The organism is Streptomyces sp. DSM 106670 (assembly GCF_055792845.1).
This window is the reverse complement of record NZ_CM147704.1, coordinates 1,211,795-1,234,510: the sequence shown is the minus strand read 5'-3', so window position 1 is coordinate 1,234,510 and position 22,716 is coordinate 1,211,795. Positions and strand designations below refer to the sequence as shown.

Genomic DNA, 22,716 nt, shown 5'->3' with positions numbered 1-22,716 from the left:
ATGGCGATTGCCAAGGCCGAGCGGTTGATGAACCTCGCGCTGTGCCTGCTGGGGACCCGGCGCCCGCTCAGCAAGCGCGAACTCCGCGGATCCATCGAGGCCTACCTCGAAGCGGGCTCCGACGACTCCTTCAACCGGATGTTCGAGCGCGACAAGGACGATCTGCGCGAACTCGGCCTCGTCATCGAGACCGTGGAGAACCTCGACGGCGACACCGGCTACCTGGCCCGCCGCGACAGCAACCGGCTGCCCCCCATCACCCTGGACGCCGAGGAGGCCGCCGCCCTCGGCCTCGCCGCCAAGGTCTGGCAGCAGGCCCGCCTCGCCGGAGCCGCCAGCGGCGCCCTGCAGAAGCTGCGCGCCGCCGGAATGCCCGAGGCCGAGGACGCCTACGAGGTGCACAGCGCCCTCGAACCCCGCATCCCCGTCCACGAGGCCGCCTTCGAGCCCCTGATGCTGGCCTGCCGCGACCGCCGCCCCGTCACCTTCGACTACCGCAAGGCCAACTCCGCCCGCGCCGAACAGCGCCAGGTGGAGCCCTGGACCCTCGAATGCTGGCGCGGCCACTGGTATCTGGCCGGCTGGGACCGCGAGCGCGGCGCCGAACGCGTCTTCCGGCTCTCCCGCATCACCGGCAAGGTCCGCTCCCGCGCCGGAGCCTTCAGCGCCGAGGTGCCCGACGCGGTCACCGTCCGCGAGACCGTCGAGAGCTGGGCCGGGGAGACCGCGACCCGGACCGCCCGGATCAGGCTCCGCGCCGGAGCCGGCTACCCGCTGCGGTCGCGCGCGAGCGCCGTCCGGGAACGCGGCGACGGCTGGGACGAGCTGGAGATCCCGTACGGACACGGCCTCGACGCCTGGCTCGTCGAGTTCGGCCCGGACGTCGTCGTGGAGGAACCCGCCGATCTGCGGGCCGATGTGGTGGACCGGCTCCGCGCCGTGGCCAAGGACTAGGGGCAGGGAAACGATGGCCACGAACGCGATCGACCAGACCCGCCGGATGCTGTCCCTGGTGACCTATCTGCGCGAGCGCCCCGGCGCCCACGTCCAGGACGTGGCCCGGGCCTTCGGGATCACCGAGGACGAGCTGATCTCGGACCTCGACGTGCTGCCCATGTGCGGCACCAGCTTCCGCGGCGGCGACCTCCTCGACATCGACACCGACGGCGACCGCATCTGGTGGCACAACCCGGACGACGTCGCCGAGCCGCTCCGGCTCGCCGCCGACGAGGCCACCGCGCTGCTCGTCGCCGCCCGCGCCGTCGCCACCCTGCCCGGCCTGCGCGAGAGCGACCGGGACGCCCTGGTCCGCGCCACCGCCAAGCTGGAGACGGCCGCCGGCGAGTCCGGCGCGGCCAGCTCCCGGCTCTCGGTGACCTTCGAGGCCGAGGGCGGCGTCTTCGCCGACGTCGACCGGGCCATCTCCGAGCGCCGCCGGCTCTGGCTGCGCTACTACTCGCCCGCCCGCGACGAACTCACCGAACGCGAGGTCGACCCGATCCGGCTCTTCGCCGTCGGCCACACCTACATGGAGGGCTGGTGCCGGCTCTCCGAGGCCCGCCGGACCTTCCGGCTGGACCGGGTCGCCGAGATCCGCCTCCTCGACGCCCCTGCCGCCCCGCCCGAGCTGGAGCTGCGCGACCTGTCCGCCGGGCTGGTCCAGCCCGCCGCCGAGGACCCGGAGGTCGTGATCGAGGTCGGCACCGGCGGCCGCTGGGTCGCCGAGTACTACCCGCACGACTCCGCCGAGGAACTCCCCGACGGCGGCCTGCGGATCACCCTGCGCACCCCCGACCCGGCCTCGCTGCGCCGGCTCGGCCTGCGCCTCGGCGGCGACGGCCGCATCGTCACCCCGCCGGAGCTCGCGGACAGCGCCCGCGCGGCCGCCCGTGAGGCGCTCGCCGCCTACGAGGACGCGGTCTGAGGGCCCGGGGAGGGAGACGACGATGAACCGGACGACCCTGTTTCCGGCCACCACCGGAGTCCGCCCGGAGGCTCTGCCCGCCACCGGGATACGCCCGGCGCCCCTGCCCGGCAGCAGCACCGGCACCGGTCCCGTACCCGTACCGGTGCCCGCCGCCGTACGCTTCCGGGCCGCCTGCCCCGACTGCCGCGGGCGCTTCGAGCTGGCCGCCGCCGCACTGCGCCTGGCGATCGGCGCCACCCGCCGCACCACCTTCTACACCTTCACCTGCCCCGAGTGCGGCGCCTCGGTCCGTAAACCGGCCGGGGAGCGCATCATCGAACTGCTCACCGGCGGCGGCGTACGGACCCTGCGCCTGCACACCGCCCTGTAGCGCCCGCCCCCTGTGGCGTCCGACCACGGCGCCCGCGGGAAGCCCGTAGGAAGAGGCACCGCCGTATGTTCTGGCCCATGCTCGCCATCGCCCTCGGATTCCTGGGCATCGCCGTGCTCGGTGTCCTCGGCATCAAGGTCTTCGTCGAGGCCCAGCGTCTCGGCCGCCAGGTCACGGTCACCACCGAGCGGATCAACCGGGCGTCGGAGGACCTGGAACGGGCCGCCACCCGCCTCGCGGCCACCGGTGACGGCCTGCGATAACGGGCCCGGGGGCCTGATGTTCGACAGCACCGGGGGGTACGCTGCATGGGTCGGCCCAGGCAGGGAGGTACGGGCCGCAAGCCGGAGTACGCACGGGCATTGCCTCGCGTTTACTCCCGCGGGTTACGATCGCTGCCAAGCGCAACGATCGGACGTATGCCCGGTCGAACGGGTAGCGAGCCCGCCCTCCAGCCGCCTCAGTGAGAAGGAAGTCGCACATGATCGGCAATCTGAAGCCCCTCGAGATCGTTCTGATCATCGCGGTCATCCTGCTGCTCTTCGGTGCCAAGAAGCTTCCCGACATGGCGCGTTCGCTCGGCAAGTCGGCCCGCATCCTCAAGAGCGAGGCCAAGGCCATGAAGAAGGACGACGCGGCGACCGCGACGCCCACCACGGAGACCGTAGAGGACACGGTCCCCCCGCAGTCCACCACCGCGCGCACCATCCAGGCCGCCCCGGGAGACGTCACCAGCTCCCGCCCGGTCAACGAGGCCAAGCCCACCACCCAGAGCTGACCGCTGACGCGCTCCGCCGACAGCCGCCGCACGAGACGAGGGAAGTGGGTTGCTCAAGTCTGCCCGCAAGCAGGAGAAGGACGACGAAGGGCGGATGCCCCTCCTCGATCACCTGCGTGAGCTGCGTAACCGGCTGCTGAAGGCCGTGCTCGCGATCATCGTGGTGATGATCGTGGCGGCGTTCTACCAGAAGGAGATCTACGAGTTCCTTCTGGCTCCCATCCAGGAGTCCGTCGGCTGCAAGAACGGCGTGGTCACCACCGTCGACGGCAAGTCCTGTGCGCTGCTGAAGACGGACACCCTGATCGGACCGTTCACCAACGCGCTCAAGGTCGCGCTGATGTCCGGTGTCCTGCTGGCGACCCCGGTCTGGCTCTACCAGCTCTGGGCGTTCGTCGCCCCGGGGCTGCACAAGGGCGAGAAGCGTTACGCCTATGCCTTCGCGGTCGTCGGCGCACCGCTCTTCGCCGGCGGCGCGTACCTCGCCTACGCGATCCTGCCGCAGACCGCCGAGATCATGCTCGGGTTCAGCCCCGACGATGTGCAGAACCAGATCGGGCTCGACAGCTATCTGGATCTGCTCGTCCGCATGGTGATCGTCTTCGGGCTCGCCTTCGAGCTGCCCCTGCTGCTCATCGCGCTGAACATGACGGGCATCGTCTCCGGGAAGCGGATGCTCACCTGGTGGCGCGGCATGATCGTCGGCCTCACCGCCTTCGCGGCCATCGCCACCCCCGGCGGCGAGCCCATCTCGATGCTGCTGCTGGCCGGTCCGCTCGCGCTCCTCTACTTCATCGCCGTCGGCTTCTCCTTGCTGAACGACAAGCGCCGCAACCGCGGCAACCCCGACGCCGAGCTCAGCGACGACGAGGCCTCGGATCTCGATCTGACGCCCGAGCCCGTCGAAGGTGTGGAGCCTGTCGCAACCCCGCGCCGGGCGCTTCCGGAGCAGGCATCCGGTGAGGCGGACGGATCCGGATCACAGCGGCTCAACGGTTACGACGACATCACCTGACCTTGTAGGGTCCGGGAGGGTGACCAGCGAGATCACCCTCTTCGTCAATCCCACCGCAGGACGCGGCCGGGGCGCGCACGCCGCGCAGCCGGCCGCTTCCGCGTTGCGGGACGCCGGATTCTCCGTCCGTACGGTGCTGGGCGAGGATGCCGACGACGCCCTGCGTCGGGCCCGCGAGGCCGTCGCGGCGGGGACCGGGGCGCTGATAGCCGTGGGCGGGGACGGGCTGATGTCCCTCGCCCTCCAGGCCGTCGCGGGGACGAGTACGCCGCTGGGCGTCGTCGCCGTCGGCACCGGCAACGACTTCGCCCGCGCGCTGGGGCTGCCGATCCGCGACCCGGCCGCCGCCGGACGACTGGCCGCGCGGGCGCTCAAGGAGGGCGGCCACCGCGACATCGACCTCGGCCGGGTCGGGGACCGCTGGTTCGGCTCCGTCCTCGCCTCCGGGTTCGACTCCCGGGTCAACGACCGGGGCAACCGGATGCGCTTCGTCGGCGGACGGTTCAAGTACGACCTTGCGATCCTCGCCGAACTGGCCGCCTTCAGGCCGATCCCGTACCGGATCCGGCTCGACGGGGGAGAGGCCCGCGAGATCGAGGCCACGCTCATCGCGGTGGGCAACGGGACCACGTACGGCGGGGGCATGCGGATCTGCGCCGACGCCGAGATGGACGACGGGCTCTTCGACGTGACCGTGGTGGGGGAGTGCACCCGCACCACGCTTCTCAAGGTCTTCCCGAAGGTCTACAAGGGCACGCACCTGGGCCACCCCGCCGTCACCGTGCACCGGGTCTCCTCGATCGAGCTGGCGGCGGCCGGGATCACGGCGTACGCGGACGGCGAACCGCTGGGCGCGCTGCCGCTCACCGCCACCTGCGTACCGGGTGCCGTGCGGGTGCTCACCGGGAGCTGACCCGGGGCGCCGGCCGGGTGCCGGGCGGGGGAAGATCCCAGGGCATTTAAAGATCGCGCTGAGTGTCAGAGGTGGCGGGTAGGCTCGTAGCCAAGATGACAGAGGACCTCTCACCAGCTGAGCGATACCAGGCATCCCGGGCCCGCGCGGCCGAGATGGCGACGGCCCTCGGGCCTTTCCGGGAGATGTACGAGTTCGGTCTCGACCCATTCCAGATCGAGGCCTGCCAGGCCCTTGAGGCGGGCAAGGGGGTGCTGGTCGCGGCCCCGACGGGGTCGGGCAAGACGATCGTCGGCGAGTTCGCCGTGCACCTGGCCCTGGAGCAGGGCCGCAAGTGCTTCTACACCACGCCGATCAAGGCGCTCTCCAACCAGAAGTTCGCCGATCTCGTCAAGCGCTACGGCGCGGACAAGGTCGGCCTGCTGACCGGCGACAACAGCGTCAACTCCGAGGCGCCGGTGGTCGTGATGACCACCGAGGTCCTGCGGAACATGCTGTACGCGGGCTCCCAGGCGCTCTCCGGGCTCGGCTATGTGGTCATGGACGAGGTGCACTACCTCTCCGACCGCTTCCGGGGCGCGGTGTGGGAGGAAGTGATCATCCACCTGCCGGAGTCGGTGACGCTGGTCTCCCTGTCGGCGACCGTCTCCAACGCCGAGGAGTTCGGCGACTGGCTGGACACCGTGCGCGGCGACACCGAGGTGATCGTCTCCGAGCACCGCCCGGTGCCGCTCTGGCAGCACGTGATGGCCGGCCGCAAGATGTACGACCTCTTCGAGGAGGCGACCGACCACGGCGGCCGGGGCGCCGGACGCCGCGAGGTCAACCCGGACCTGGTCCGCCTCGCCCGGCAGGAGAGCCAGAACACCTACAACCCGCGCGACCGCCGCCGGGGCAAGATGGTGCGCGAGGCCGACCGCGAGCGCGAGCGGCGGCAGCGCAGCCGGATCTGGACACCGGGCCGGCCCGAGGTCATCGACCGGCTGGACAACGAGGGCCTGCTGCCCGCCATCACCTTCATCTTCAGCCGGGCCGGCTGCGAGGCCGCCGTACAGCAGTGCCTGTACGCCGGACTCCGCCTCAACGACGAGGACAAGCGCCGGCTGGTCCGCGAGATCGTCGAGGAGCGCACCGCCTCCATCCCCGGCGAGGACCTGCACGTCCTGGGCTACTACGAGTGGCTCGAAGGGCTGGAGCGGGGCATCGCCGCGCACCACGCGGGCATGCTCCCGACCTTCAAGGAGGTCGTCGAGGAACTGTTCGTCAAGGGTCTGGTGAAGGCCGTCTTCGCCACCGAGACCCTCGCGCTCGGCATCAACATGCCCGCGCGCTCCGTGGTGTTGGAGAAGCTCGTCAAGTGGAACGGCGAGCAGCACGCCGACATCACCCCCGGCGAGTACACCCAGCTCACCGGCCGGGCCGGGCGTCGCGGCATCGACGTCGAGGGCCATGCGGTGGTCCTGTGGCAGCGCGGTATGGACCCGACGGCGCTGGCCGGCCTCGCCGGGACGCGTACGTATCCGCTGCGCTCCAGCTTCCGCCCCTCGTACAACATGGCGGTCAACCTGGTGCAGCAGTTCGGGCGGCACCGCTCGCGGGAGCTGCTGGAGACCTCGTTCGCCCAGTTCCAGGCCGACAAGTCGGTCGTCGGGATCTCGCGGCAGGTCCAGCGCAACGAGGAGGGCCTGGAGGGCTACAAGGAGGGCATGACCTGCCACCTCGGCGACTTCGAGGAGTACGCGCGGCTGCGCCGCGACCTCAAGGACCGCGAGACGGAGCTGGCCAAGCAGGGGGCGGCGCAGCGGCGGGCGGCGGCGGCCTCCTCGCTGGAGAAGCTGAAGCCCGGCGACATCATCCATGTGCCGACGGGGAAGTTCGCGGGTCTGGCGCTGGTGCTGGACCCGGGCCTGCCCGCCGGGCGGGCCAACGGGCACCGCGGGTTCGACCACCACGACGGGCCGCGTCCGCTGGTGCTGACCGCCGAGCGGCAGGTCAAGCGGCTGGCCTCGATGGACTTCCCGGTGCCGGTCGAGGCGCTGGACCGGATGCGCGTCCCGAAGTCGTTCAACGCGCGCTCGCCGCAGTCCCGGCGCGATCTGGCCTCCGCGCTGCGGTCCAAGGCCGGGCACATCGTGCCCGACCGGCACCGCAAGGGGCGGGCGCCGGCCGCCGACGACCGGGAGATCGCCCGGCTGCGGACCGAGCTGCGCGCCCACCCGTGCCACGGGTGCGACGAGCGGGAGGACCACGCGCGGTGGGCCGAGCGCTACCACCGGCTGCAGCGGGACACGCGGCAGCTGGAGAAGCGGATCGAGGGGCGGACGAACACGATCGCCCGGACCTTCGACCGGATCGTCGCGCTCCTGACCGAGATGGACTATCTCCGGGGCAACGAGGTCACGGAGAACGGGCGGCGGCTGGCCCGGTTGTACGGGGAGCTGGATCTGCTCGCCAGCGAGTGTCTGCGGGAGGGGGTCTGGGAAGGCCTCAACCCTGCTGAACTGGCGGCGTGTGTCTCGGCGTTGGTGTACGAGGCGCGGCAGGCCGATGACGCGGTGGCGCCGAAGCTGCCGTCCGGTCCTGCCAAGGTCGCCATGGGCGAGATGGTGCGGATCTGGGGGCGGCTGGATGCCCTGGAGGAGGACTTCAAGATCAACCAGACGGAGGGGGTCGGGCAGCGCGAGCCCGATCTCGGCTTTGCCTGGGCGGTCTACATGTGGGCCTCCGGCCGGACGCTGGACGAGGTGCTGCGCGAGGCGGAGATGCCGGCGGGGGACTTCGTACGGTGGTGCAAGCAGGTGATCGATGTGCTGGGGCAGGTGGCCGCGGCGGCTCCTCGGGATGCGGGGGCGGGGGCTTCCGGGGTGGCGAGGAATGCGCGTAAGGCGGTGGATGCGGTGTTGCGGGGGGTGGTGGCTTACAGCTCGGTCGGGTGACCGGGGGTGGGCCTGGGTGTTGTCGTCCTCAAGCGCCGGACGGGCTGGTTTCGGGGCTCCGCCCCGGACCCCGCTCCTCAAACGCCGGAGGGGCTGGAAAGCGGACCCTGCTCCTCGAGCGCCGGGCCGGAGGGCTGGAAAGCGGACCTTGCTCATCGAGCGCCGGGCTGGAGGGGCTGGAAAGCGGACCCCGCTCCTCAAGCGCCGGGCCGGAGGGGCTGAAATGCGGACCCTGCTCATCGAGCGCAGGGCTGGAAGGCTGGAAGGGCTGAGAGACTAGCCCCGCTCCTCAAGCGCCGGAAGGGCTGGAAAGCGGACCCGGGGGCTGGAAGAGGGGCGGGGGTTGTCGGGGTTGGTCGTCGGTGTCGTGGTCAGGTCTTGCGGCTCTTGGCCGCGGCTCCTGCGCAGACCATGCCCAGCAGGACCGCCAGTCCGCCGACGATGATGTTGTTGATCACGACCCCGGCGTCGGGGCTGCTGCCCACCACCCAGGTCGACACGATGATCCACGCCCCGATCGCGCAGAGCGCCCAGCTCAGGCCGGACATGCGCTCGGGCATCACGGTGAAGCCGAGGGCCAGGACCGCGATGGCGATGCCCATCACCAGGTTGTGCGTCACCAGGGCCGGCTGGCTGGCCGTGAAGTGCAGCACCCACGGGGAAACGGCGCAGTAGAGACCGACGAGGAACACCGGCGCGTCCACCAGCGCCACATCACGGCCGCCCATCACGCGGTCGTAGCGCGCACGCATTTCGGAGGCATCGGGGTGGCCCGATATATCGCTCCTCGCGTGTGAGACGTTGCTCATGAGATTTCGTCTCCTTCGTTCCTACGGGCCCCGCCGCCGTGCGGATGGATGCGGCAGGCACCCTTTCCTCCATAGTGCTCTTATCTGACGCTTATGTGTACATTTCGGGCGATATTCTCGGAGGGGAATCCTCAGGCGGCGCAGAACGACGAGGGGCGGGGAGCCGCGGTGTGTGCGGCTTCCCGCCCCTCGTCCGTGGGGGGATCTGCGGGGGTTACTTCGGGGGCATCAGGACCGTGTCGACGATGTAGACCGTCGCGTTGGCGGTCGGGACATTGCCGCAGACGACCTTCGAGGAGTCGTTCACGGTGTACTCGGTGCCCGAGCCGGCCGTCGTCAGCTTGCTCTTCTCCAGGGTGTCGAAGGAGCCCTTCTCCAGCTGCTGCGGCGTCAGCTTCTCGCCCACCACGTGGTACGTGAGCACCTTGGTGAGCTCGGCCTTGTTCGCCAGCAGCGCGTCCAGGTCGGCCTTCGGGATCTTCGCGAAGGCGTCGTTGGTCGGGGCGAACACCGTGATGTTCTCCGCGTTGTTGAGCGTGTCGACCAGACCCGCCTGCTTCACGGCGGCCACCAGCGTCGACAGCTCCTCATTGTTCGAGGCGGCCGTGGCGACCGGGTCCTGCGCCATGCCGTCGAACGAGCCCGCGCCTTCCTTCGGCACCGACGAACAGGCCGGGCCGAACGGCTCGTCCATGGTCGCCGGGTCATCGGCCGACGGGCTCGCCGGCGCGGAGGCGCTGGGCGTCGAGCCCGCGGCCGCGTCCTTGGAGGAGTCGTCCGACGAGCAGGCCGTCAGCGTCAGCGGCAGCACGGCTGCTGCGGACACGGCTACGGCTGCGCGGCGGAAGAGGAGCGTGTTCATGGCGTTCTCCTGGATCGAAGGTGTCGTGCGAAGCGGGGGGTGGAGTGGGGGTGGGCCGGTCGCGCGCGGGGGTGGAGGGGAGGTCGGGCGCCCGGGCGCTCAACACGCGCCGGGTGGGACCGCTGGGGCAGGAGTGCCCCGTCCATCCGCGCATCGTTCCGGTCTGTTCTCACACAAGGGGTTCGGCGCCGGCCCGGCCGCGGATTGGTCCCGGGGGCTCATTCACTCGTTCGGAGGAGAGTCGGAGATCGACCAATCCGCGCGGCCCCCGGCCACGAATGGAGGGTGAGGAGCGTTCCAGCACCGCTCCGACCAGTGCGGAAGGACCGGAGGGAGCCGGCATGGCAGGGGAACGGCGGCGGACGGCCGTGGTGGGGTCCGGGGTGGCGGGACTGACCGCCGCCCACGTTCTCCGCGACGCTCATGAGGTGACGCTGTACGAAGCGGACGACCGCGTCGGCGGCCACGCCCACACCCATGATCTGGGCGCGTCCGACGGCCGGGTGCACCGCGTCGACTCCGGGTTCATCGTGCACAACCGGCGGACGTACCCCCATCTGCTGCGGCTCTTCGACGAGCTCGGGGTCGCCACGCAGGAGTCCGAGATGTCGATGTCCGTACGGTGCGAGGGGTGCGGTCTGGAGTACGCCGGAGCGCGCGGGCCCGCCGGGCTCTTCGCGCAGCCGCGTTCCGCCGTGCGCGGCCCCTATCTGCGGATGCTCGCCGAGGTGCCGCGCTTCCACCGTGCGGCCCGGGCCCTGCTGGCGCTGCCGGAGAGCGGTGCGAGCGGGATGACGCTGGGGGAGTTCGCCCGGCGCGGGCGGTTCTCACCGTACTTCCACGCCCACTTCCTCACCCCCATGGTCTCCGCCGTCTGGTCCTGCGACCCGGTCACCGCCCTGCGCTACCCGGCCCGCTATCTGTTCCGCTTCCTCGATCACCACGGCATGCTCACCGTCGGGGGCTCGCCGGTCTGGCGTACCGTCACCGGCGGTTCGCGCAGTTACGTCGACCGCGTCGTCAAGCAGCTCACCGCCGTGCACACCGCGACCCCGGTGCGCGCCGTCACCCGGCACGCGGACGGCGTCGAGGTCACCACCGAGGACGGCACCACCACCCCGTACGACTCCGTCGTCATCGCCACCCACCCCGACCAGGCGCTGCGGCTGCTCGCCGACCCGACCGACGCCGAGCGCGACACGCTCGGCGCGTTCCGCTACTCCCGCAACCCGACGCTGCTGCACACGGACACCGCCCTGCTGCCGCGCGCCCGGGGCGCCAGGGCCTCCTGGAACTACCTGATGCCTTCGTGCGCCGCCGACGCCGACCGCGTCACCGTCAGCTACGACATGAACCGGCTCCAGCGGCTCGACGCCCCGGACACCTTCGTCGTCACGCTGAACGGCGCCGACCGGGTCGACCCGGAGAGCGTTCGCGCCCGCATGGTCTACGAACACCCCGTCTACACGCCGGAGTCGGTCGAGGCCCAGAGCCGGCTGCCCGCCCTGTCCGGTCCCGTCACCGCCTACGCGGGGGCCTACCACGGCTGGGGGTTCCACGAGGACGGCTGCCGTTCGGGGGTCGAGGCCGCCGCCGCCCTGGGGGTGAGGTGGTGAACGCCCTCTACCCGTGCACGATCACGCACGTACGGACCCGGCCGACGACGTACGCGTTCCGGCACCGCACCTATCTGTGGCTGATCGACCCCGACCGGCCGCCCCGGCTGCCGCGCGCCCTGCGGCCGCTGGCCCGGTTCGACGCCCGCGACCACTTCGGCGGCACCGCGCCCACCATTCGGGCCGGTCTGGAGCGCTTCCTGCGGGCCCGGGGCGTGGAGCTGGGCGACGACGGCACGGTCACCATGCTCACCCAGGCCCGGGTCCTCGGATACGTCTTCAACCCGATCACCGTCTACTGGTGCCACCGCGCCGACGGCAGCCCGCTCTGCGTCGTCGCCGAGGTGCACAACACGTACGGCGGACGGCACGGTTATCTGCTGCGTCCCGATGGGGACCACCGTGCGGTGACCGGCAAGGAGTTCTACGTCTCGCCGTTCTTCCCCGTGGACGGCGGCTACCGGATGCGGCTGCCCGAGCCCGGGTCGCGTCTCGACCTGAGCATCCATCTGGAGCGGGACGGCGGCCGCCCGTTCACCGCGACCGTACGCGGTGGGCGCCGCCCCGCCACACCGGGCCAGCTGGTGCGCCTCGCCCTGCGCCACCCCCTCTCCACCGTCCTCGTCTCCGCCGCGATCCGCCTGCACGGCATCCGGCTCTACCTGCGCGGGCTCCCCGTGCAGCCCCGTCCCCCGCACCGCACTCAGGAAGGCATGCAGTGACCGCTCCCACCTCTGCGCCGCCGGCAGAACACATCCCCGGGACCGACCCGGAACGCTGGCCCGACGTCGTCACCCTGCCCCGGGTCTCCCGCGCCCGGACCGCCGTCGCCGAACGCATCGTCCGCCGCGCGCTCGCCCGGCTTCCGCTGCGCGCCCGGCTCGCGGGCCGGGGCGACATCGGCCTCGGCGGGCCGCTCATGGACATCCGCGACCCCGACGCCTTCTTCCGGCGGATCGGCGCGAGCGGACTCATCGGCTTCGGCGAGTCGTACATGGCGGGGGAGTGGGACGCGCCGGACCTGGTCGGCGTGCTGACCGTGCTCGCCGACAACGCCGCCGACCTCGTCCCCCGGCCGCTGCAACGCCTGCGCTCCATCTGGGCGCTGCGCAGGCCCGCCGCGCAGCTGAACACCCCCGAGGGCTCCCGGGACAACATCAGCCACCACTACGACCTGTCCAACGAGCTCTTCGCCCTCTTCCTCGACGAGACGCTCTCCTACTCCTCCGCCGTCTTCCGCGGCTTCCCCGCCGAGCACGAGCTGCTGCCCGCCGCCCAGCACCGCAAGATCGACCGGCTGCTCGACGCCGCCGGGGTCACCGAGGGCACCCGCCTCCTGGAGATCGGCACCGGCTGGGGCGAACTGGCCGTCCGCGCGGCCGCCCGCGGCGCCCGGGTCACCACCGTCACGCTCTCCGCCGAACAGCGCGAACTGGCCCGTATCCGCATCCGCGAGGCCGGGTTCGAGGACCGCGTCGAGGTACGGCTGAGCGACTACCGCCAGGTCACCGGCGACTACGACGCCATCGTCAGCGTCGAGATGGTCGAGGCGGTCGGCGAGGAGTTCTGGCCGGTCTACTTCGAGACCCTGGACCGGCTGCTCGCCCCCGGCGGCCGGATCGCCCTCCAGGCCATCACCATGCCCGACGACCGGCTGCGCGCCAGCCGCTCCACGTACACCTGGATCCAGAAGTACATCTTCCCCGGCGGGCTGCTGCCCTCCACCGAGGCCGTGGAGCGGATCACCACCGGCCGCACGAGCCTGCGCACCACCCAACGCATCCGCTTCGGCGCGCACTACGCCGAGACGCTCCGGCTGTGGCGGGAGAGGTTCACCGAACGGGCCGCCGAGGTTGACGCACTCGGCTTCGACGCCGTCTTCCGCCGGATGTGGACCTTCTATCTCGCCTACTCCGAAGCGGGTTTCCGCTCCGGCTATCTCGATGTGCAGCAACTGCTGCTGACCCGTGAGGAGACGGCGTGACCACGACCGCAGCCAAGCCCCCCGCCCGGCGCACCCCCACCGGGGCCGCCCAGCGCGTCGAACCGCTGATCGAGCGGTTCCTCGGCGGCGCACTGCCGGTCCGGGTACGGATGTGGGACGGCAGCGAGACCGGGCCCCGCGACGCCCCCACCGTCCATGTGCGGACCCGCAGAGCCCTGCGCCGCCTACTGTGGGAACCGGGCGAACTCGGCCTGGCCGAGGCCTACATCACCGGCGACATCGACCTGGACGCCGACCTCGGCGACGGGCTGCGCGCCATGCGCCGCGCCGTGCGCGAACGCGGTCTCGCCGCGCCCGCGCCCGCCCTCGCCGACCGCCTCAGGGCGGCCGGCCTCGCCCTGCGCCTCGGCGCGGTCGGCCCCCGGCCCCCGGTGCCCGCAGCCCGCGCGGGACTGCGCGGGGAGCTGCACAGCAAGGCCCGCGACCGGGCGGCGATCAGCCACCACTACGACCTGTCCAACGCCTTCTACGCCCTGCTCCTCGACACGACGATGGCGTACTCCTGCGGCTACTGGACCAGCGACGCCCCCGACTACGGCCCGGCCGACGCCCAGCGCGACAAGCTGGAGCTGATCTGCCGCAAGCTCGGACTGCGGCCCGGCGCACGGCTGCTGGACATCGGCTGCGGCTGGGGTTCGCTGACCCTGTACGCGGCCGAGCGCCACGGCGTCCGGGTCACCGCCGTCACCCTCGCCGCCGAACAGGCCGCGTATGTACGGGAACAGGTCGCGGCACGCGGGCTCGGCGACCTCGTCGAGGTGCTGAACATCGACTACCGGGACATCGCGGAGCGGCCGGAGACCCGGGGCGCGTACGACGCGGTGTCCACGATCGAGATGGGCGAGCACGTCGGAGACGCCGAGTACCCGGCGTTCACCCGGATCCTGCACGACTCCCTCCGGCCGCGCGGACGGGCCCTGGTCCAGCAGATGTCCCGGGGCACGACCGCCCCGGGCGGCGGCGCGTTCATCGAGTCGTACATCGCCCCCGACATGCACATGCGGCCGCTCGGCGAGACCGTCGCGCTGCTGGAGGGCGCCGGTCTCGAAGTGCGGGACGTCGAGTCGCTGCGCGAGCACTACGTGTGGACGGTGGAGGCCTGGCGGCGGACGCTGGAGGAGCGCTGGGCGGAGTTCGTCGCCCTGGTCGGGGAGCAGACCGCGCGGGTGTGGCGGCTCTATCTCGTCGGCGGCGCGCTCGCGTTCGAGGAACGGCGGATGGGCGTCGACCAGATCCTGACCGTACGGCCCGATCCGGTCGGCTCCGCCGCGATGCCGGCCACCCGGCGGGGCTGGTACGAGCCGGCGGAGCCGGGAGCGGACCGGTGAGCGGCTTCGCCTGGGCCGCGTTCGCGAACGGACTCGCGGGCGCGGCCGTCGCCGCCCTCGGCGTCATGCTCGTCACCTTCGCCGTCGCCCTGAACAAGGGCGTGCACCGGATCGTCGACATCGCCTGGGGCCTCGGTTTCGCCGTCGTCGCCCTGGTCTCCTACGCCCTCTCGGCGGGCGTCGGCGACGACGGCCGCCGGCTTCTGGTCACCGCGCTGACGGTGATCTGGGGGGTGCGGCTCGCCGTCCACATCGGGCGGCGCGGCCGGGGTCACGGTGAGGACCCGCGCTACGCGAAGATGCTGGCCAAGGCCCCCGGCAACCCCCAGCTGTACGCCCTGCGCAAGGTGTATCTGCTCCAGGGCGCGCTGGTCTGGCTGGTCTCGCTGCCGGTGCAGGCCGCCCAGTACCTCACCGCGCCGCTCGCCTGGTGGGCCTGGGCGGGGGTGCTGCTGTGGGCGGTCGGGCTCGCCTTCGAGGCGATCGGCGACGCCCAGCTCGCCCGGTTCAAGGCCGACCCCGCCAACAAGGGCACGATCATGGACCGGGGGCTGTGGTCCTGGACCCGCCATCCGAACTACTTCGGCGACTTCTGCGTCTGGTGGGGCCTCTTCCTCTTCGTCTGCCAGGCCCCGGCCGCCGCTGCCGCCACCGTCGTCGCCCCGCTGGTGATGAGCTTCCTGCTCACCAAGGGCAGCGGCGCGGCTTTGCTGGAGCGCCACATGGCCGACCGGCCCGGCTTCGACGCGTACGTGGCGCGGACGAGCGGCTTCTTTCCTCGGCCGCCGCGCCGGGTGTGAGAACCCGGAAGGGCCTGTTCCGCAGCCGCGCGGAACAGGCCCTTCCCGGTACGCGTACGGTCAGTCCAGGCCGCGCGCGCGTTCGAAGCGGGCCCGTGCCTCGGCCAGGTCCACCACCGGGTCGGGATAGTCGACGCCCGCCCGGTCCAGGCCCTCCAGCTTCCAGGGCTCGTGGATCGCGGGCCCCTCCACCTCCGCCAGCTCCGGCACCCAGCGGCGTACGTAGTCGCCGCGTGGATCGAAGCGCTTGCCCTGGATCACCGGGTTGAGCACCCGGTTGGGCCGGGTGTCCGTTCCGGTGCCCGCCACCCACTGCCAGTTGAGCTGGTTGTTCGCCATATCGCCGTCGACCAGCAGGTCCAGGAAGTGCCGGGCGCCCACCCGCCAGTCCACGTACAGCGTCTTGGTGAGGAAGCTCGCGGCCAGCATCCGGCCCCGGTTGTGCATCCAGCCCTCGTGCGCGAGCTGCCGCATCGCCGCGTCCACCAGCGGATAGCCCGTCCGCCCGGACCTCCAGGCGTCGATCTCGTCCTCGTCCGAGCGCCAGCGGTCGTGGCGCGGCCGGTAGTCGGACCAGGAGGCGTCCGGGCGGGCCGCGAGGACCTGGTGGTGGAAGTCGCGCCAGGCCAGCTGCCGTACGAACGCCTCGCCGCCGGGCCCGCCCTTCTCCCGTGCGCGGTGGACCAGTTCGGCGGCGGAGACCGTACCGAAGTGCAGATGAGGGGAGAGGCGGGACGTCGCGTCGCCGGCCAGATCGTCATGGCCGTCCTCGTAGTCGGCCATCGGCCCGTGCAGCCAGGACGTCACCAGCTTGCGGCCCGCGTCCTCGCCGCCCCGGGCCAGACCGGGGGAGAGGTTCTTGACGGTGTCGCGTTCCGGGAGCGGGTCGCCCGTCACCCCGTCCGGCACCCGGACCGTACGCGGAGCGGTCAGTGTGCCCCGTACTCCCTCCGCCTCCCAACGGCGGAAGTACGGGGTGAACACCGCGAAGTGGTCCTTGCCGCCCGTCGGGACCACCCGGCCCGGAGCGAGCGCGGTGACCACCGCGTCATGGATGCGCAGCTCGCGGCCGGTGCCCGCCAGGGCCTCCCGGATCCGCTCCTCGCGCCCTGCCGCGTACCCGCTGACCCCGGCGGCCATGTGCACGGAGGCCGCCCCGGACTCCTCGGCGACCCGTTTCACCTCGCGGGCCGGATCGCCCCGGCGGACGACCAGCCGGCCGCCCCGGTGGCGGAGTCCGGCGTCCAGGTCCGCCAGGCAGTCGGCGAGGAACGCCAGCCGGTTGGGCGCGTCGAACCCGGTGCGGTGGACGGCGTCGTCCCGCACGAACAACGGGACGACCTCGTCCGCTTCGCGCAGGGCGGCCCGCAGCACCGGGTTGTCGTGCAGACGCAGATCGGAGGTGAACAGCACCACCGCGACACTCATGGAAAGCGTGCTCCTTGCGTTGTTCGTGGCCCAGAGGTCAGGCGGGCCGGGCGGTCACGCGGTCGGGAAGTCCATCAGCGCCACCGGTGACGAGGTCGGCTCGGCGGACCCGCCCGCAGGCTCCACCGTGATGCCCATCCCGGACGCCCGGTCCACCGGCCCGTCCAGCAGGACCGCGTCGTCGCTCGCCGTCGGGTCCATCAGACCGGCCGAACGCATCGTGCCCTCGTCGTTGAACCAGAGCTGGTAGACCTTGCCGCTCGGCGGCCGTTCCATCCCCGAGGCCAGGAACACCGCACGGTTCTGGCTCTGCGAGACGACGACGGTGCCGCGCGCCCCGCCGGTCAGCTCGCCCGAGGAGGTCTTCGCGTCCGGGGCCGAGAGCACCTGCGCCAGCTGCTCGTTCTGCCGCTGCGCCTGGTTCGCCTCCTGCCGCGCGTCCTGCGCCAGCTGGTTCTGCCAGACCGCGACCCCGCCGAACGCGGCGGCCGCCGCGACACAGGCGGCGAGCGCGTAGGCGTACCACCGTCCGGTGCGTCCGCCGCCGCCGGTCCGCTCACGTCTGCCGTGCGTCGCCGGAGTCTCCTGCCGTACGGTCGTGATCTCCCGCAGCACCCTCGCGCGCAGCTCGCGCGGCGGGGTCTCGGCGACGGCGAGGCCGAGCCGGGCGGCGGTCGCCGACAGCTCCCGTACCTCCTGGGCGCACGCGTCGCAGTCCGCCAGATGCCGCTCGAACTCCTGCCGTTCGGAATCCGGCAGCGCGTGCAGGGCGTAGGCCCCGGTCAGCGTGTGCAGCTCGGCCGTGCTCATGCGCTCACCCCCAGGCAGTCGCGCAGCCGGATGAGGCCGTCGCGCAGTCGTGTCTTGATGGTGCCGAGCGGAACGGCGAGGAGTTCGGAGACCTCACGGTAGGTCAGGCCCCGGTAGTAGGCCAGGGTCACCGACTCCCGCTGCAGCTCGGACAGGGTGCGCATACAGCGCCGTACCTGCTCCCGCTCCAGCCGGGTCTCGACCTGTTCGGACACCTCGTCGAAGGCGGGCGTCCGGTCCAGCAGCGCCGCCTTGTGCTCCCGGGCGGCGGCGGACTCGGCCGAGCGGACCCGGTCGACGGCCCGGTGGTGGGCCAGGGTCAGCACCCAGTTCATCGCGCTGCCCCGGGAGGCCTGGAAACGGGGCGCGGTCCGCCACACCTCCACCAGGACCTCCTGAGCCACCTCCTCCGACTGGGCCGGATCACGGAGCACACTGCGCACCAGGCCGAGCACGGGCCCGCTCACCGCGTCGTACACCGCGGCGAACGCGTCCTGGTCGCCCCGCGCGACCCGCACCAGGAGCTCCTGGAGATCGGGACCGGGCGAGGGCACCCCACTGATGTGTACGGCTTCCTTCACGCGGGTTCCTCCCGGGGCGATCGTCGGTTCCGGCAGTGATTCGGAGCCGACGGCCGTACGGATTGGTCGGATGCGCGCGATCTTTCCAGACCGGGCCCCGGGAGGAGGCGCGACTCAGCCGGCGGGCGTTCCGCGCCGCCGCAGCCGGACGGCCCGGACGGCGAGGAAGATCAGCAGCCCGAACGGCGACAGCAGGATCGTCAGGACCAGCAACGGCCCCATCAGCCACGGCGAGAGCCCCAGCTTCCGGCTCTGGAGATACATCCACTGCCCCAGCAGAAGATCCCAGGCGATCACCTGCGCCCAGATGGCGCCCGCTCCGCCGGCCAGCGCCGTCAGATCACGGAAGGTGTCGATGTCCGGGCTGCTCACCGCCGTCCAGAGTTCCGGGAACACCGGCACGGCCAGGACGACGTAGACGGCGAGCACCGGCAGCACGGTCAGCGGCGAGGCGACGACGCGGGCGGTGCCGGACCAGGCCGGGGCGAAGATCATCAGCAGCCAGAAGGGCGCGGCCAGATAGAACGTGATCTCGAAGAGTGCGCCGGTCATACGACGGGCTCCTTGTCGTCGTGGGCGGTACGGACCGGGTGTTCGCCGGCGGCCGGGCGCAGTGCGGCCCAGGCGCCGCCCGCCACCGCCGCGAGGATCGCTCCGGCGGCGGCCAGCGTGACCCCGTCCGGGTGGATCAGCGGCTGGCCCCGGAGCGCCTGCCAGGTGATGAGCGCGACGAGCGCCGCGTAACCGGCCACGGCGACCCGGACGAGGCGCAGCCGCACCCCGGCGTCGCACAGCGGGGCGAACCGGGGCGCGAGCAGGACCAGCGCGATCAGCAGGAGCGGTATCAGCTGGAGGGCGTGCATGCCCACGAAGTGCGGGGCCCGCAGATCGCCGCCGGTCGTCGACCAGCCGGTCAGGGCCATGGACGGGCCGCCGTCCGGTACGCCCACGGAGTGCGCGCCGATCGCATCGGAGGCGTCGAGATTCCCGACCGCCTGCTGGCTCTCGCTCGGCAGCGCCATCAGGAAGCCGAGTGCCGCGCCGGCCAGGGCGATCAGCAGCCCGCCCCGGACGGCCAGGGCCTCGGCACGGTCGGCGATGCGGGTACGCAGCAACAGGACGGCGATCACCAGGGTGGCCGCCCACAGGACGGCGATGGTCATGCCCATCGCGTTCCACAGCGCCGAGTCGAAGGCGGTCGCGGTGTTGAAGTGGCTGCGCTTCCCCCGGACGACCTGCACGGTGATGATCACCATCTCGACCAGGCTCGTCAGCACGATCACGTGCCCCGCCCACCGGCCGATCCGCCGCCCGCGGGTGAGGAGCGTCAGCATCCAGGCCAGCGTCAGGCAGTACGCGACGAAGGACACGCTGAACTTGAACGGCTTCGCCCAGATCGGCGCCCCCACCAGGACCCGGTCGTCGACCACGAGGCCGACGGCGGAGACGACGGCGAGAGCGGCCATCGCGGCGGAGAAGACGACTAACGGGCGATGCCAGGAACGCCATGACGGCATGGGAGACCCCCTGTGGTGATGCGGTGGTGATGCGATCAGTATGGATAGCCGCGCTGCCCGCTATCCGATAGGTGGACTATCTATGATGGGGGCGGTTTCTGGCAAGGGCGGAAGGACGAACACGCGGTGCGCATCGGTGAGTTGAGTCGCAGGTCCGGGGTTCCGGTGCCGACGATCAAGTACTACCTACGGGAAGGTCTGCTGGCCGCAGGGGAGTTGACCAGCCCGAACCAGGCGCATTACGGCTCCGGGCACGAGCGCAGACTGCGGCTGATCCGGGCGCTGCTGGATGTCGGCGGCCTCTCGCTCGCCGCCATCGGCGAGGTCCTGGGAGCCGTGGACGACCCCGAGCAGCCGGTGCACAAGGTGCTCGGCGTCGCGGCGGACGGCGTCACACCGACCGGCGATGAGCAGGCGGGGCCCGAACTGGAGGAGGCGCGCGAGGAGGTGGCCGAGCTGCTGCTGCGGCGCGACTGGCAGGCCGACGGGCAGAGCCCCGCCGCCGAATCGCTGGCTCAGGTGCTGGCCGCGCTGCGCCGGGCCGGGCACGGCGGATACATCGACCTGATGGACGTCTACGCGGACGCCGCCGAGCCGGTCGCCCACGCCGACCTCGACTACGTACAGCGGCGGGTGGCCCGCGAGGACCTGGTCGAGAGCGTCGTCGTGGGGACCGTCCTCGGCGAGGCGATGTTCGGCGCGCTGCGCAGGCTGGCGCACATCGATGCGTCGTTCCGGCGCTTCGAGTCCCCGGAGTACCTCTCGGGCGACCGGGCGGCCCGCCCGGAGGGTGACGCTCCGCCGGAGGAAGACGCTCCAGCGGCGGGCTGAGGCCGACGCGCGGACCCCGCCCGCCGCGATGTGCGGCGGACGGGGTCCGGTGGGTCTGCTCGCCGGGCGGTCGCTCCAGGTGCGGCCGCGCCGAAGGGGGGAGGGGCTCAGGCGGCGGTCGTGCCGCTCTCCTGCTCGCGCTCCACCTGCTCGTTCCACTCGCGCTTCACGGCGCGCCAGGCGTCGTCGTTCTGGCCCAGGCGCCAGTAGCCCGAGATCGACAGCTGCGACAGCGGGATCTCGCGCTCCACGCGCAGATACCGGCGGATCTCCTTCACGAAGCCCGCCTCCCCGTGCACGAAGGCCTGGACCCGGCCCTCGGGGAAGTCCAGCCCCTTCACGGCGGCCGTCAGCAGCTCGCCGACCGGCCGGTCGCCGCGGTGCAGCCAGGTCACGGCCACTCCGTCGGGCGTCACGATCTTCTGCTCCTCCGAGGCGTCCGGCACCTCGACGAAGGCGTGCACCACCGCGCCCGTCGGCATCTGCTCCAGCGCCGCGGCGACGGCCGGCAGCGCGCTCTCGTCGCCGACCAGCAGATGCCAGTCCGCCGAGGCGTCCGGTCCGTAACCGCCGCCGGGGCCGAGGAAGGTCACCTGCTCGCCGACCCGCGCCCGCTGCGCCCACGGTCCCGCGAGGCCCTCGTCGCCGTGCACGACGAAGTCGACGGCCATCTCCCGGGCGACCGGGTCCCACGAACGCACCGTGTACGTACGGGTGGTGGGCCACAGCTCGCGCGGATACTCCTCGCGGATGGCGGCCATGTCGAACGGATGTGCGTAGTCCGCGCCCTCGGGTGCGAAGCACAGTTTGATGTAGTGGTCGGTGAAGCCGGAGAGGGTGAAGTCCGCGAGCCCTTCGCCGCCGAGGACCACCCGCACCATGTGCGGGGTGATCTGCTCGGTGCGCACGACCTGCGCCCCCTGGGCCTTGGGTCCCTGCCGGGCCGGCCGCTCTGCCACGAGGTACTCCCTGGTTCGATGACTTAGGTATACCTAAGTTAACACTTCGTCCGGCGCCTCGGTCAGCGCCATGTCCGGCGCTTCGTCCGGCGCCCCGTTCGACGCCTCAGTGCTGAAGGACGCTCAGCAGCCGCTGAAGCGCTCCGCCCAACCCCCACTGCTCCGCCAGCGCCTCCAGCGCGGCCGGGTCGTGCGGCTCGCGCGGCAGCGTCGCGTCGAAGTCCGGCAGCGGTACGTCCCCGGCCACCCGGACCACCTTCGGCGCGACGGCCACATAGGCGCGCGACTCGTCCAGCCGCTTGCGCTGCGACGGGGTCAGCTTCGCCTTCGGGTCGTCCACCGCCGCCATGATCCCGTCGAGATCGCCGTACGCGTCCAGCAGCTTCGCCGCCGTCTTCTCGCCGATGCCGGGGACGCCCGGGAGTCCGTCGCTCGGGTCGCCGCGGAGCAGCGCCAGATCGACGTAGCCCGCGCCGTCCACACCGTACTTCTCGCGCAGCCACGCCTCGTCGGTCACCTGGAGCGTGCCGACGCCCTTGAGCGGGTAGAGCACGCGCACCCGGCGGGCGTCGTCGACCAGCTGATACAGATCGCGGTCGCCGGTGACGATGTCCACCGGGCCCTTCGCGTGCGCGGTGAGCGTGCCGATGATGTCGTCCGCCTCGTACGGCGTGACGCCGACCCGGGCGATGCCGAGCGCCGCCAGCACGTCCTCGATGATCGGGACCTGCGGGGACAGCGTGTCGGGGATCTCCTCCTCGTCCGTCTGTCCGGCGGGCGTCTCCTCGGCGACCCGGTGCGCCTTGTACGTCGGGATCAGGTCGACCCGCCACTGCGGACGCCAGTCGTTGTCCCAGCAGGCGACCAGCTCGTCCGGCCGGTGGTCGAGCACCAGGCGGCCGATGAAGTCGAGGAGACCGCGCACGGCGTTCACGGGCGTCCCGTCCGGCGCGCGCACCGAGTCGGGCACGCCGAAGTAGGCGCGGAAGTACAGGGAGGCGGTGTCGAGGAGCATCAGGCGTCGCGTCACAGACCCGATGATGCCCCACCGCACCCACAGTCGCTCCGGGTAACCGCTTGCTTCCGCTTCGTCGCAGGTCAGTGACCTGGGTCACGGTCGCGTTTGGGTTGCGTAAGTGCGGGCAGGCGCGCCACCGGAGCGGACCACGTCGCATTTTCAACCAGTGCATGTGCCACGCGGACAGAACCCGCACTGCTCCACGGTCTGCCG

At 71.9% G+C, this 22,716-nt stretch carries 23 protein-coding genes; 14 read left to right on the top strand and 9 right to left on the bottom strand.

Translation table 11 applies throughout. The annotated features are described in order from the left end of the window. From ACSMXR_RS05305 to ACSMXR_RS05270, 8 genes are all read left to right on the top strand, one after another. Nucleotides 1-954 carry a helix-turn-helix transcriptional regulator gene (locus tag ACSMXR_RS05305; protein ID WP_030088264.1) on the top strand — a complete coding sequence of 318 codons (954 nt, stop codon included), beginning with the start codon at nucleotides 1-3 and terminating at the stop codon, nucleotides 952-954. A gap of 13 nt (nucleotides 955-967) precedes the next feature. Beyond that, on the top strand, nucleotides 968-1,924 hold the full coding sequence (locus ACSMXR_RS05300) for a helix-turn-helix transcriptional regulator (RefSeq protein ID WP_137232197.1): 957 nt from the start codon (nucleotides 968-970) through the stop codon (nucleotides 1,922-1,924). 22 nt (nucleotides 1,925-1,946) lie between these two features. Then, on the top strand, nucleotides 1,947-2,297 hold the full coding sequence (locus tag ACSMXR_RS05295; RefSeq protein WP_170994534.1) for a hypothetical protein: 351 nt from the start codon (nucleotides 1,947-1,949) through the stop codon (nucleotides 2,295-2,297). Nucleotides 2,298-2,362: 65 nt separating this feature from the next. Continuing rightward, nucleotides 2,363-2,560, top strand: coding sequence for a hypothetical protein (locus tag ACSMXR_RS05290; protein WP_137232198.1), 198 nt, complete (start codon nucleotides 2,363-2,365; stop codon nucleotides 2,558-2,560). Nucleotides 2,561-2,778: 218 nt separating this feature from the next. Further along, nucleotides 2,779-3,075, top strand: coding sequence for a Sec-independent protein translocase subunit TatA (gene tatA / locus ACSMXR_RS05285; RefSeq protein ID WP_137232199.1), 297 nt, complete (start codon nucleotides 2,779-2,781; stop codon nucleotides 3,073-3,075). A gap of 49 nt (nucleotides 3,076-3,124) precedes the next feature. Further along, the gene (tatC, locus tag ACSMXR_RS05280; RefSeq protein ID WP_381853004.1) at nucleotides 3,125-4,090 is read left to right on the top strand and encodes a twin-arginine translocase subunit TatC; all 966 of its coding nucleotides are present in this window, start codon (nucleotides 3,125-3,127) and stop codon (nucleotides 4,088-4,090) included. 19 nt (nucleotides 4,091-4,109) lie between these two features. Next, entirely contained in the window at nucleotides 4,110-5,003 is an 894-nt protein-coding gene (locus ACSMXR_RS05275; RefSeq protein WP_473171329.1) for a diacylglycerol kinase, read from the top strand. Between the two features lie 95 nt (nucleotides 5,004-5,098). Beyond that, nucleotides 5,099-7,939, top strand: a complete 2,841-nt coding sequence (locus tag ACSMXR_RS05270; RefSeq protein WP_137232202.1) for a DEAD/DEAH box helicase — start codon at nucleotides 5,099-5,101, stop codon at nucleotides 7,937-7,939. A gap of 371 nt (nucleotides 7,940-8,310) precedes the next feature. On the opposite strand, the gene ACSMXR_RS05265 is transcribed toward ACSMXR_RS05270, so the two are convergent. Then, nucleotides 8,311-8,748, bottom strand: coding sequence for an SPW repeat protein (locus tag ACSMXR_RS05265; protein WP_137232203.1), 438 nt, complete (start codon nucleotides 8,746-8,748; stop codon nucleotides 8,311-8,313). Nucleotides 8,749-8,962: 214 nt separating this feature from the next. Then, nucleotides 8,963-9,610: a fasciclin domain-containing protein gene (locus ACSMXR_RS05260; RefSeq protein WP_137232204.1), complete on the bottom strand. Its 648-nt coding sequence runs from the start codon at nucleotides 9,608-9,610 to the stop codon at nucleotides 8,963-8,965. 341 nt (nucleotides 9,611-9,951) lie between these two features. Between ACSMXR_RS05260 and ACSMXR_RS05255 the strand changes: the two genes are divergently transcribed. Genes ACSMXR_RS05255 through ACSMXR_RS05235 form a run of 5 tightly spaced genes read left to right on the top strand, consistent with a single transcriptional unit; the run spans nucleotide 9,952 to nucleotide 15,359 of the window. After that, nucleotides 9,952-11,226, top strand: a complete 1,275-nt coding sequence (locus tag ACSMXR_RS05255; RefSeq protein WP_473171328.1) for an NAD(P)/FAD-dependent oxidoreductase — start codon at nucleotides 9,952-9,954, stop codon at nucleotides 11,224-11,226. Continuing rightward, on the top strand, nucleotides 11,220-11,948 hold the full coding sequence (locus tag ACSMXR_RS05250; protein ID WP_473171327.1) for a DUF1365 domain-containing protein: 729 nt from the start codon (nucleotides 11,220-11,222) through the stop codon (nucleotides 11,946-11,948). Before ACSMXR_RS05255 ends, ACSMXR_RS05250 begins: the two co-directional genes overlap by 7 nt. Next, nucleotides 11,945-13,210 (top strand): class I SAM-dependent methyltransferase, encoded by a 1,266-nt coding sequence (locus ACSMXR_RS05245; protein WP_473171326.1) that lies wholly within the window; start codon nucleotides 11,945-11,947, stop codon nucleotides 13,208-13,210. The genes ACSMXR_RS05250 and ACSMXR_RS05245 overlap by 4 nt, the downstream gene beginning before the upstream one ends. After that, on the top strand, nucleotides 13,207-14,559 hold the full coding sequence (locus tag ACSMXR_RS05240; RefSeq protein WP_473171325.1) for a class I SAM-dependent methyltransferase: 1,353 nt from the start codon (nucleotides 13,207-13,209) through the stop codon (nucleotides 14,557-14,559). Before ACSMXR_RS05245 ends, ACSMXR_RS05240 begins: the two co-directional genes overlap by 4 nt. Beyond that, on the top strand, nucleotides 14,556-15,359 hold the full coding sequence (locus ACSMXR_RS05235; RefSeq protein ID WP_381910667.1) for a DUF1295 domain-containing protein: 804 nt from the start codon (nucleotides 14,556-14,558) through the stop codon (nucleotides 15,357-15,359). The genes ACSMXR_RS05240 and ACSMXR_RS05235 overlap by 4 nt, the downstream gene beginning before the upstream one ends. A gap of 60 nt (nucleotides 15,360-15,419) precedes the next feature. On the opposite strand, the gene ACSMXR_RS05230 is transcribed toward ACSMXR_RS05235, so the two are convergent. The 5 genes from ACSMXR_RS05230 to ACSMXR_RS05210 form a co-directional block, all read right to left on the bottom strand. Continuing rightward, nucleotides 15,420-16,787: a cryptochrome/photolyase family protein gene (locus ACSMXR_RS05230; protein ID WP_473171324.1), complete on the bottom strand. Its 1,368-nt coding sequence runs from the start codon at nucleotides 16,785-16,787 to the stop codon at nucleotides 15,420-15,422. Nucleotides 16,788-16,841: 54 nt separating this feature from the next. Beyond that, nucleotides 16,842-17,597 (bottom strand): anti-sigma factor, encoded by a 756-nt coding sequence (locus tag ACSMXR_RS05225; RefSeq protein ID WP_137232211.1) that lies wholly within the window; start codon nucleotides 17,595-17,597, stop codon nucleotides 16,842-16,844. After that, nucleotides 17,594-18,178: a sigma-70 family RNA polymerase sigma factor gene (locus ACSMXR_RS05220; protein ID WP_030088295.1), complete on the bottom strand. Its 585-nt coding sequence runs from the start codon at nucleotides 18,176-18,178 to the stop codon at nucleotides 17,594-17,596. Before ACSMXR_RS05220 ends, ACSMXR_RS05225 begins: the two co-directional genes overlap by 4 nt. Nucleotides 18,179-18,292: 114 nt before the next feature. Next, nucleotides 18,293-18,730, bottom strand: a complete 438-nt coding sequence (locus tag ACSMXR_RS05215) for an ABA4-like family protein (protein WP_137232212.1) — start codon at nucleotides 18,728-18,730, stop codon at nucleotides 18,293-18,295. After that, nucleotides 18,727-19,695, bottom strand: a complete 969-nt coding sequence (locus tag ACSMXR_RS05210; protein WP_473171323.1) for a hypothetical protein — start codon at nucleotides 19,693-19,695, stop codon at nucleotides 18,727-18,729. The genes ACSMXR_RS05215 and ACSMXR_RS05210 overlap by 4 nt, the downstream gene beginning before the upstream one ends. Nucleotides 19,696-19,860: 165 nt before the next feature. Between ACSMXR_RS05210 and ACSMXR_RS05205 the strand changes: the two genes are divergently transcribed. After that, on the top strand, nucleotides 19,861-20,526 hold the full coding sequence (locus ACSMXR_RS05205; protein ID WP_381853030.1) for a MerR family transcriptional regulator: 666 nt from the start codon (nucleotides 19,861-19,863) through the stop codon (nucleotides 20,524-20,526). A 107-nt stretch (nucleotides 20,527-20,633) separates the two neighbouring features. Here ACSMXR_RS05205 and ACSMXR_RS05200 read toward each other — a convergent pair whose 3' ends face one another. Together ACSMXR_RS05200 and ACSMXR_RS05195 are read right to left on the bottom strand one after the other, a co-directional pair. Beyond that, nucleotides 20,634-21,485, bottom strand: coding sequence for a siderophore-interacting protein (locus tag ACSMXR_RS05200; protein ID WP_137232214.1), 852 nt, complete (start codon nucleotides 21,483-21,485; stop codon nucleotides 20,634-20,636). 106 nt (nucleotides 21,486-21,591) lie between these two features. Next, entirely contained in the window at nucleotides 21,592-22,500 is a 909-nt protein-coding gene (locus ACSMXR_RS05195; RefSeq protein WP_376187543.1) for a 5'-3' exonuclease, read from the bottom strand. Between the last annotated feature and the right edge of the window lie 216 nt (nucleotides 22,501-22,716).

Excerpts from the sequence above, each read along its gene's own strand:
- ACSMXR_RS05265 (WP_137232203.1), bottom strand. The coding sequence starts at position 8,748 with ATGAGCAACGTCTCACACGCGAGGAGCGATATATCGGGCCACCCCGAT.
- ACSMXR_RS05225 (WP_137232211.1), bottom strand. The coding sequence starts at position 17,597 with ATGAGCACGGCCGAGCTGCACACGCTGACCGGGGCCTACGCCCTGCAC.
- ACSMXR_RS05295 (WP_170994534.1), top strand. The coding sequence starts at position 1,947 with ATGAACCGGACGACCCTGTTTCCGGCCACCACCGGAGTCCGCCCGGAG.
- ACSMXR_RS05210 (WP_473171323.1), bottom strand. The coding sequence starts at position 19,695 with ATGCCGTCATGGCGTTCCTGGCATCGCCCGTTAGTCGTCTTCTCCGCC.
- ACSMXR_RS05260 (WP_137232204.1), bottom strand. The coding sequence starts at position 9,610 with ATGAACACGCTCCTCTTCCGCCGCGCAGCCGTAGCCGTGTCCGCAGCA.
- ACSMXR_RS05300 (WP_137232197.1), top strand. The coding sequence starts at position 968 with ATGGCCACGAACGCGATCGACCAGACCCGCCGGATGCTGTCCCTGGTG.
- ACSMXR_RS05255 (WP_473171328.1), top strand. The coding sequence starts at position 9,952 with ATGGCAGGGGAACGGCGGCGGACGGCCGTGGTGGGGTCCGGGGTGGCG.
- ACSMXR_RS05230 (WP_473171324.1), bottom strand. The coding sequence starts at position 16,787 with ATGAGTGTCGCGGTGGTGCTGTTCACCTCCGATCTGCGTCTGCACGAC.
- ACSMXR_RS05195 (WP_376187543.1), bottom strand. The coding sequence starts at position 22,500 with ATGCTCCTCGACACCGCCTCCCTGTACTTCCGCGCCTACTTCGGCGTG.
- ACSMXR_RS05305 (WP_030088264.1), top strand. The coding sequence starts at position 1 with ATGGCGATTGCCAAGGCCGAGCGGTTGATGAACCTCGCGCTGTGCCTG.
- ACSMXR_RS05270 (WP_137232202.1), top strand. The coding sequence starts at position 5,099 with ATGACAGAGGACCTCTCACCAGCTGAGCGATACCAGGCATCCCGGGCC.
- ACSMXR_RS05290 (WP_137232198.1), top strand. The coding sequence starts at position 2,363 with ATGTTCTGGCCCATGCTCGCCATCGCCCTCGGATTCCTGGGCATCGCC.
- tatA (WP_137232199.1), top strand. The coding sequence starts at position 2,779 with ATGATCGGCAATCTGAAGCCCCTCGAGATCGTTCTGATCATCGCGGTC.
- ACSMXR_RS05215 (WP_137232212.1), bottom strand. The coding sequence starts at position 18,730 with ATGACCGGCGCACTCTTCGAGATCACGTTCTATCTGGCCGCGCCCTTC.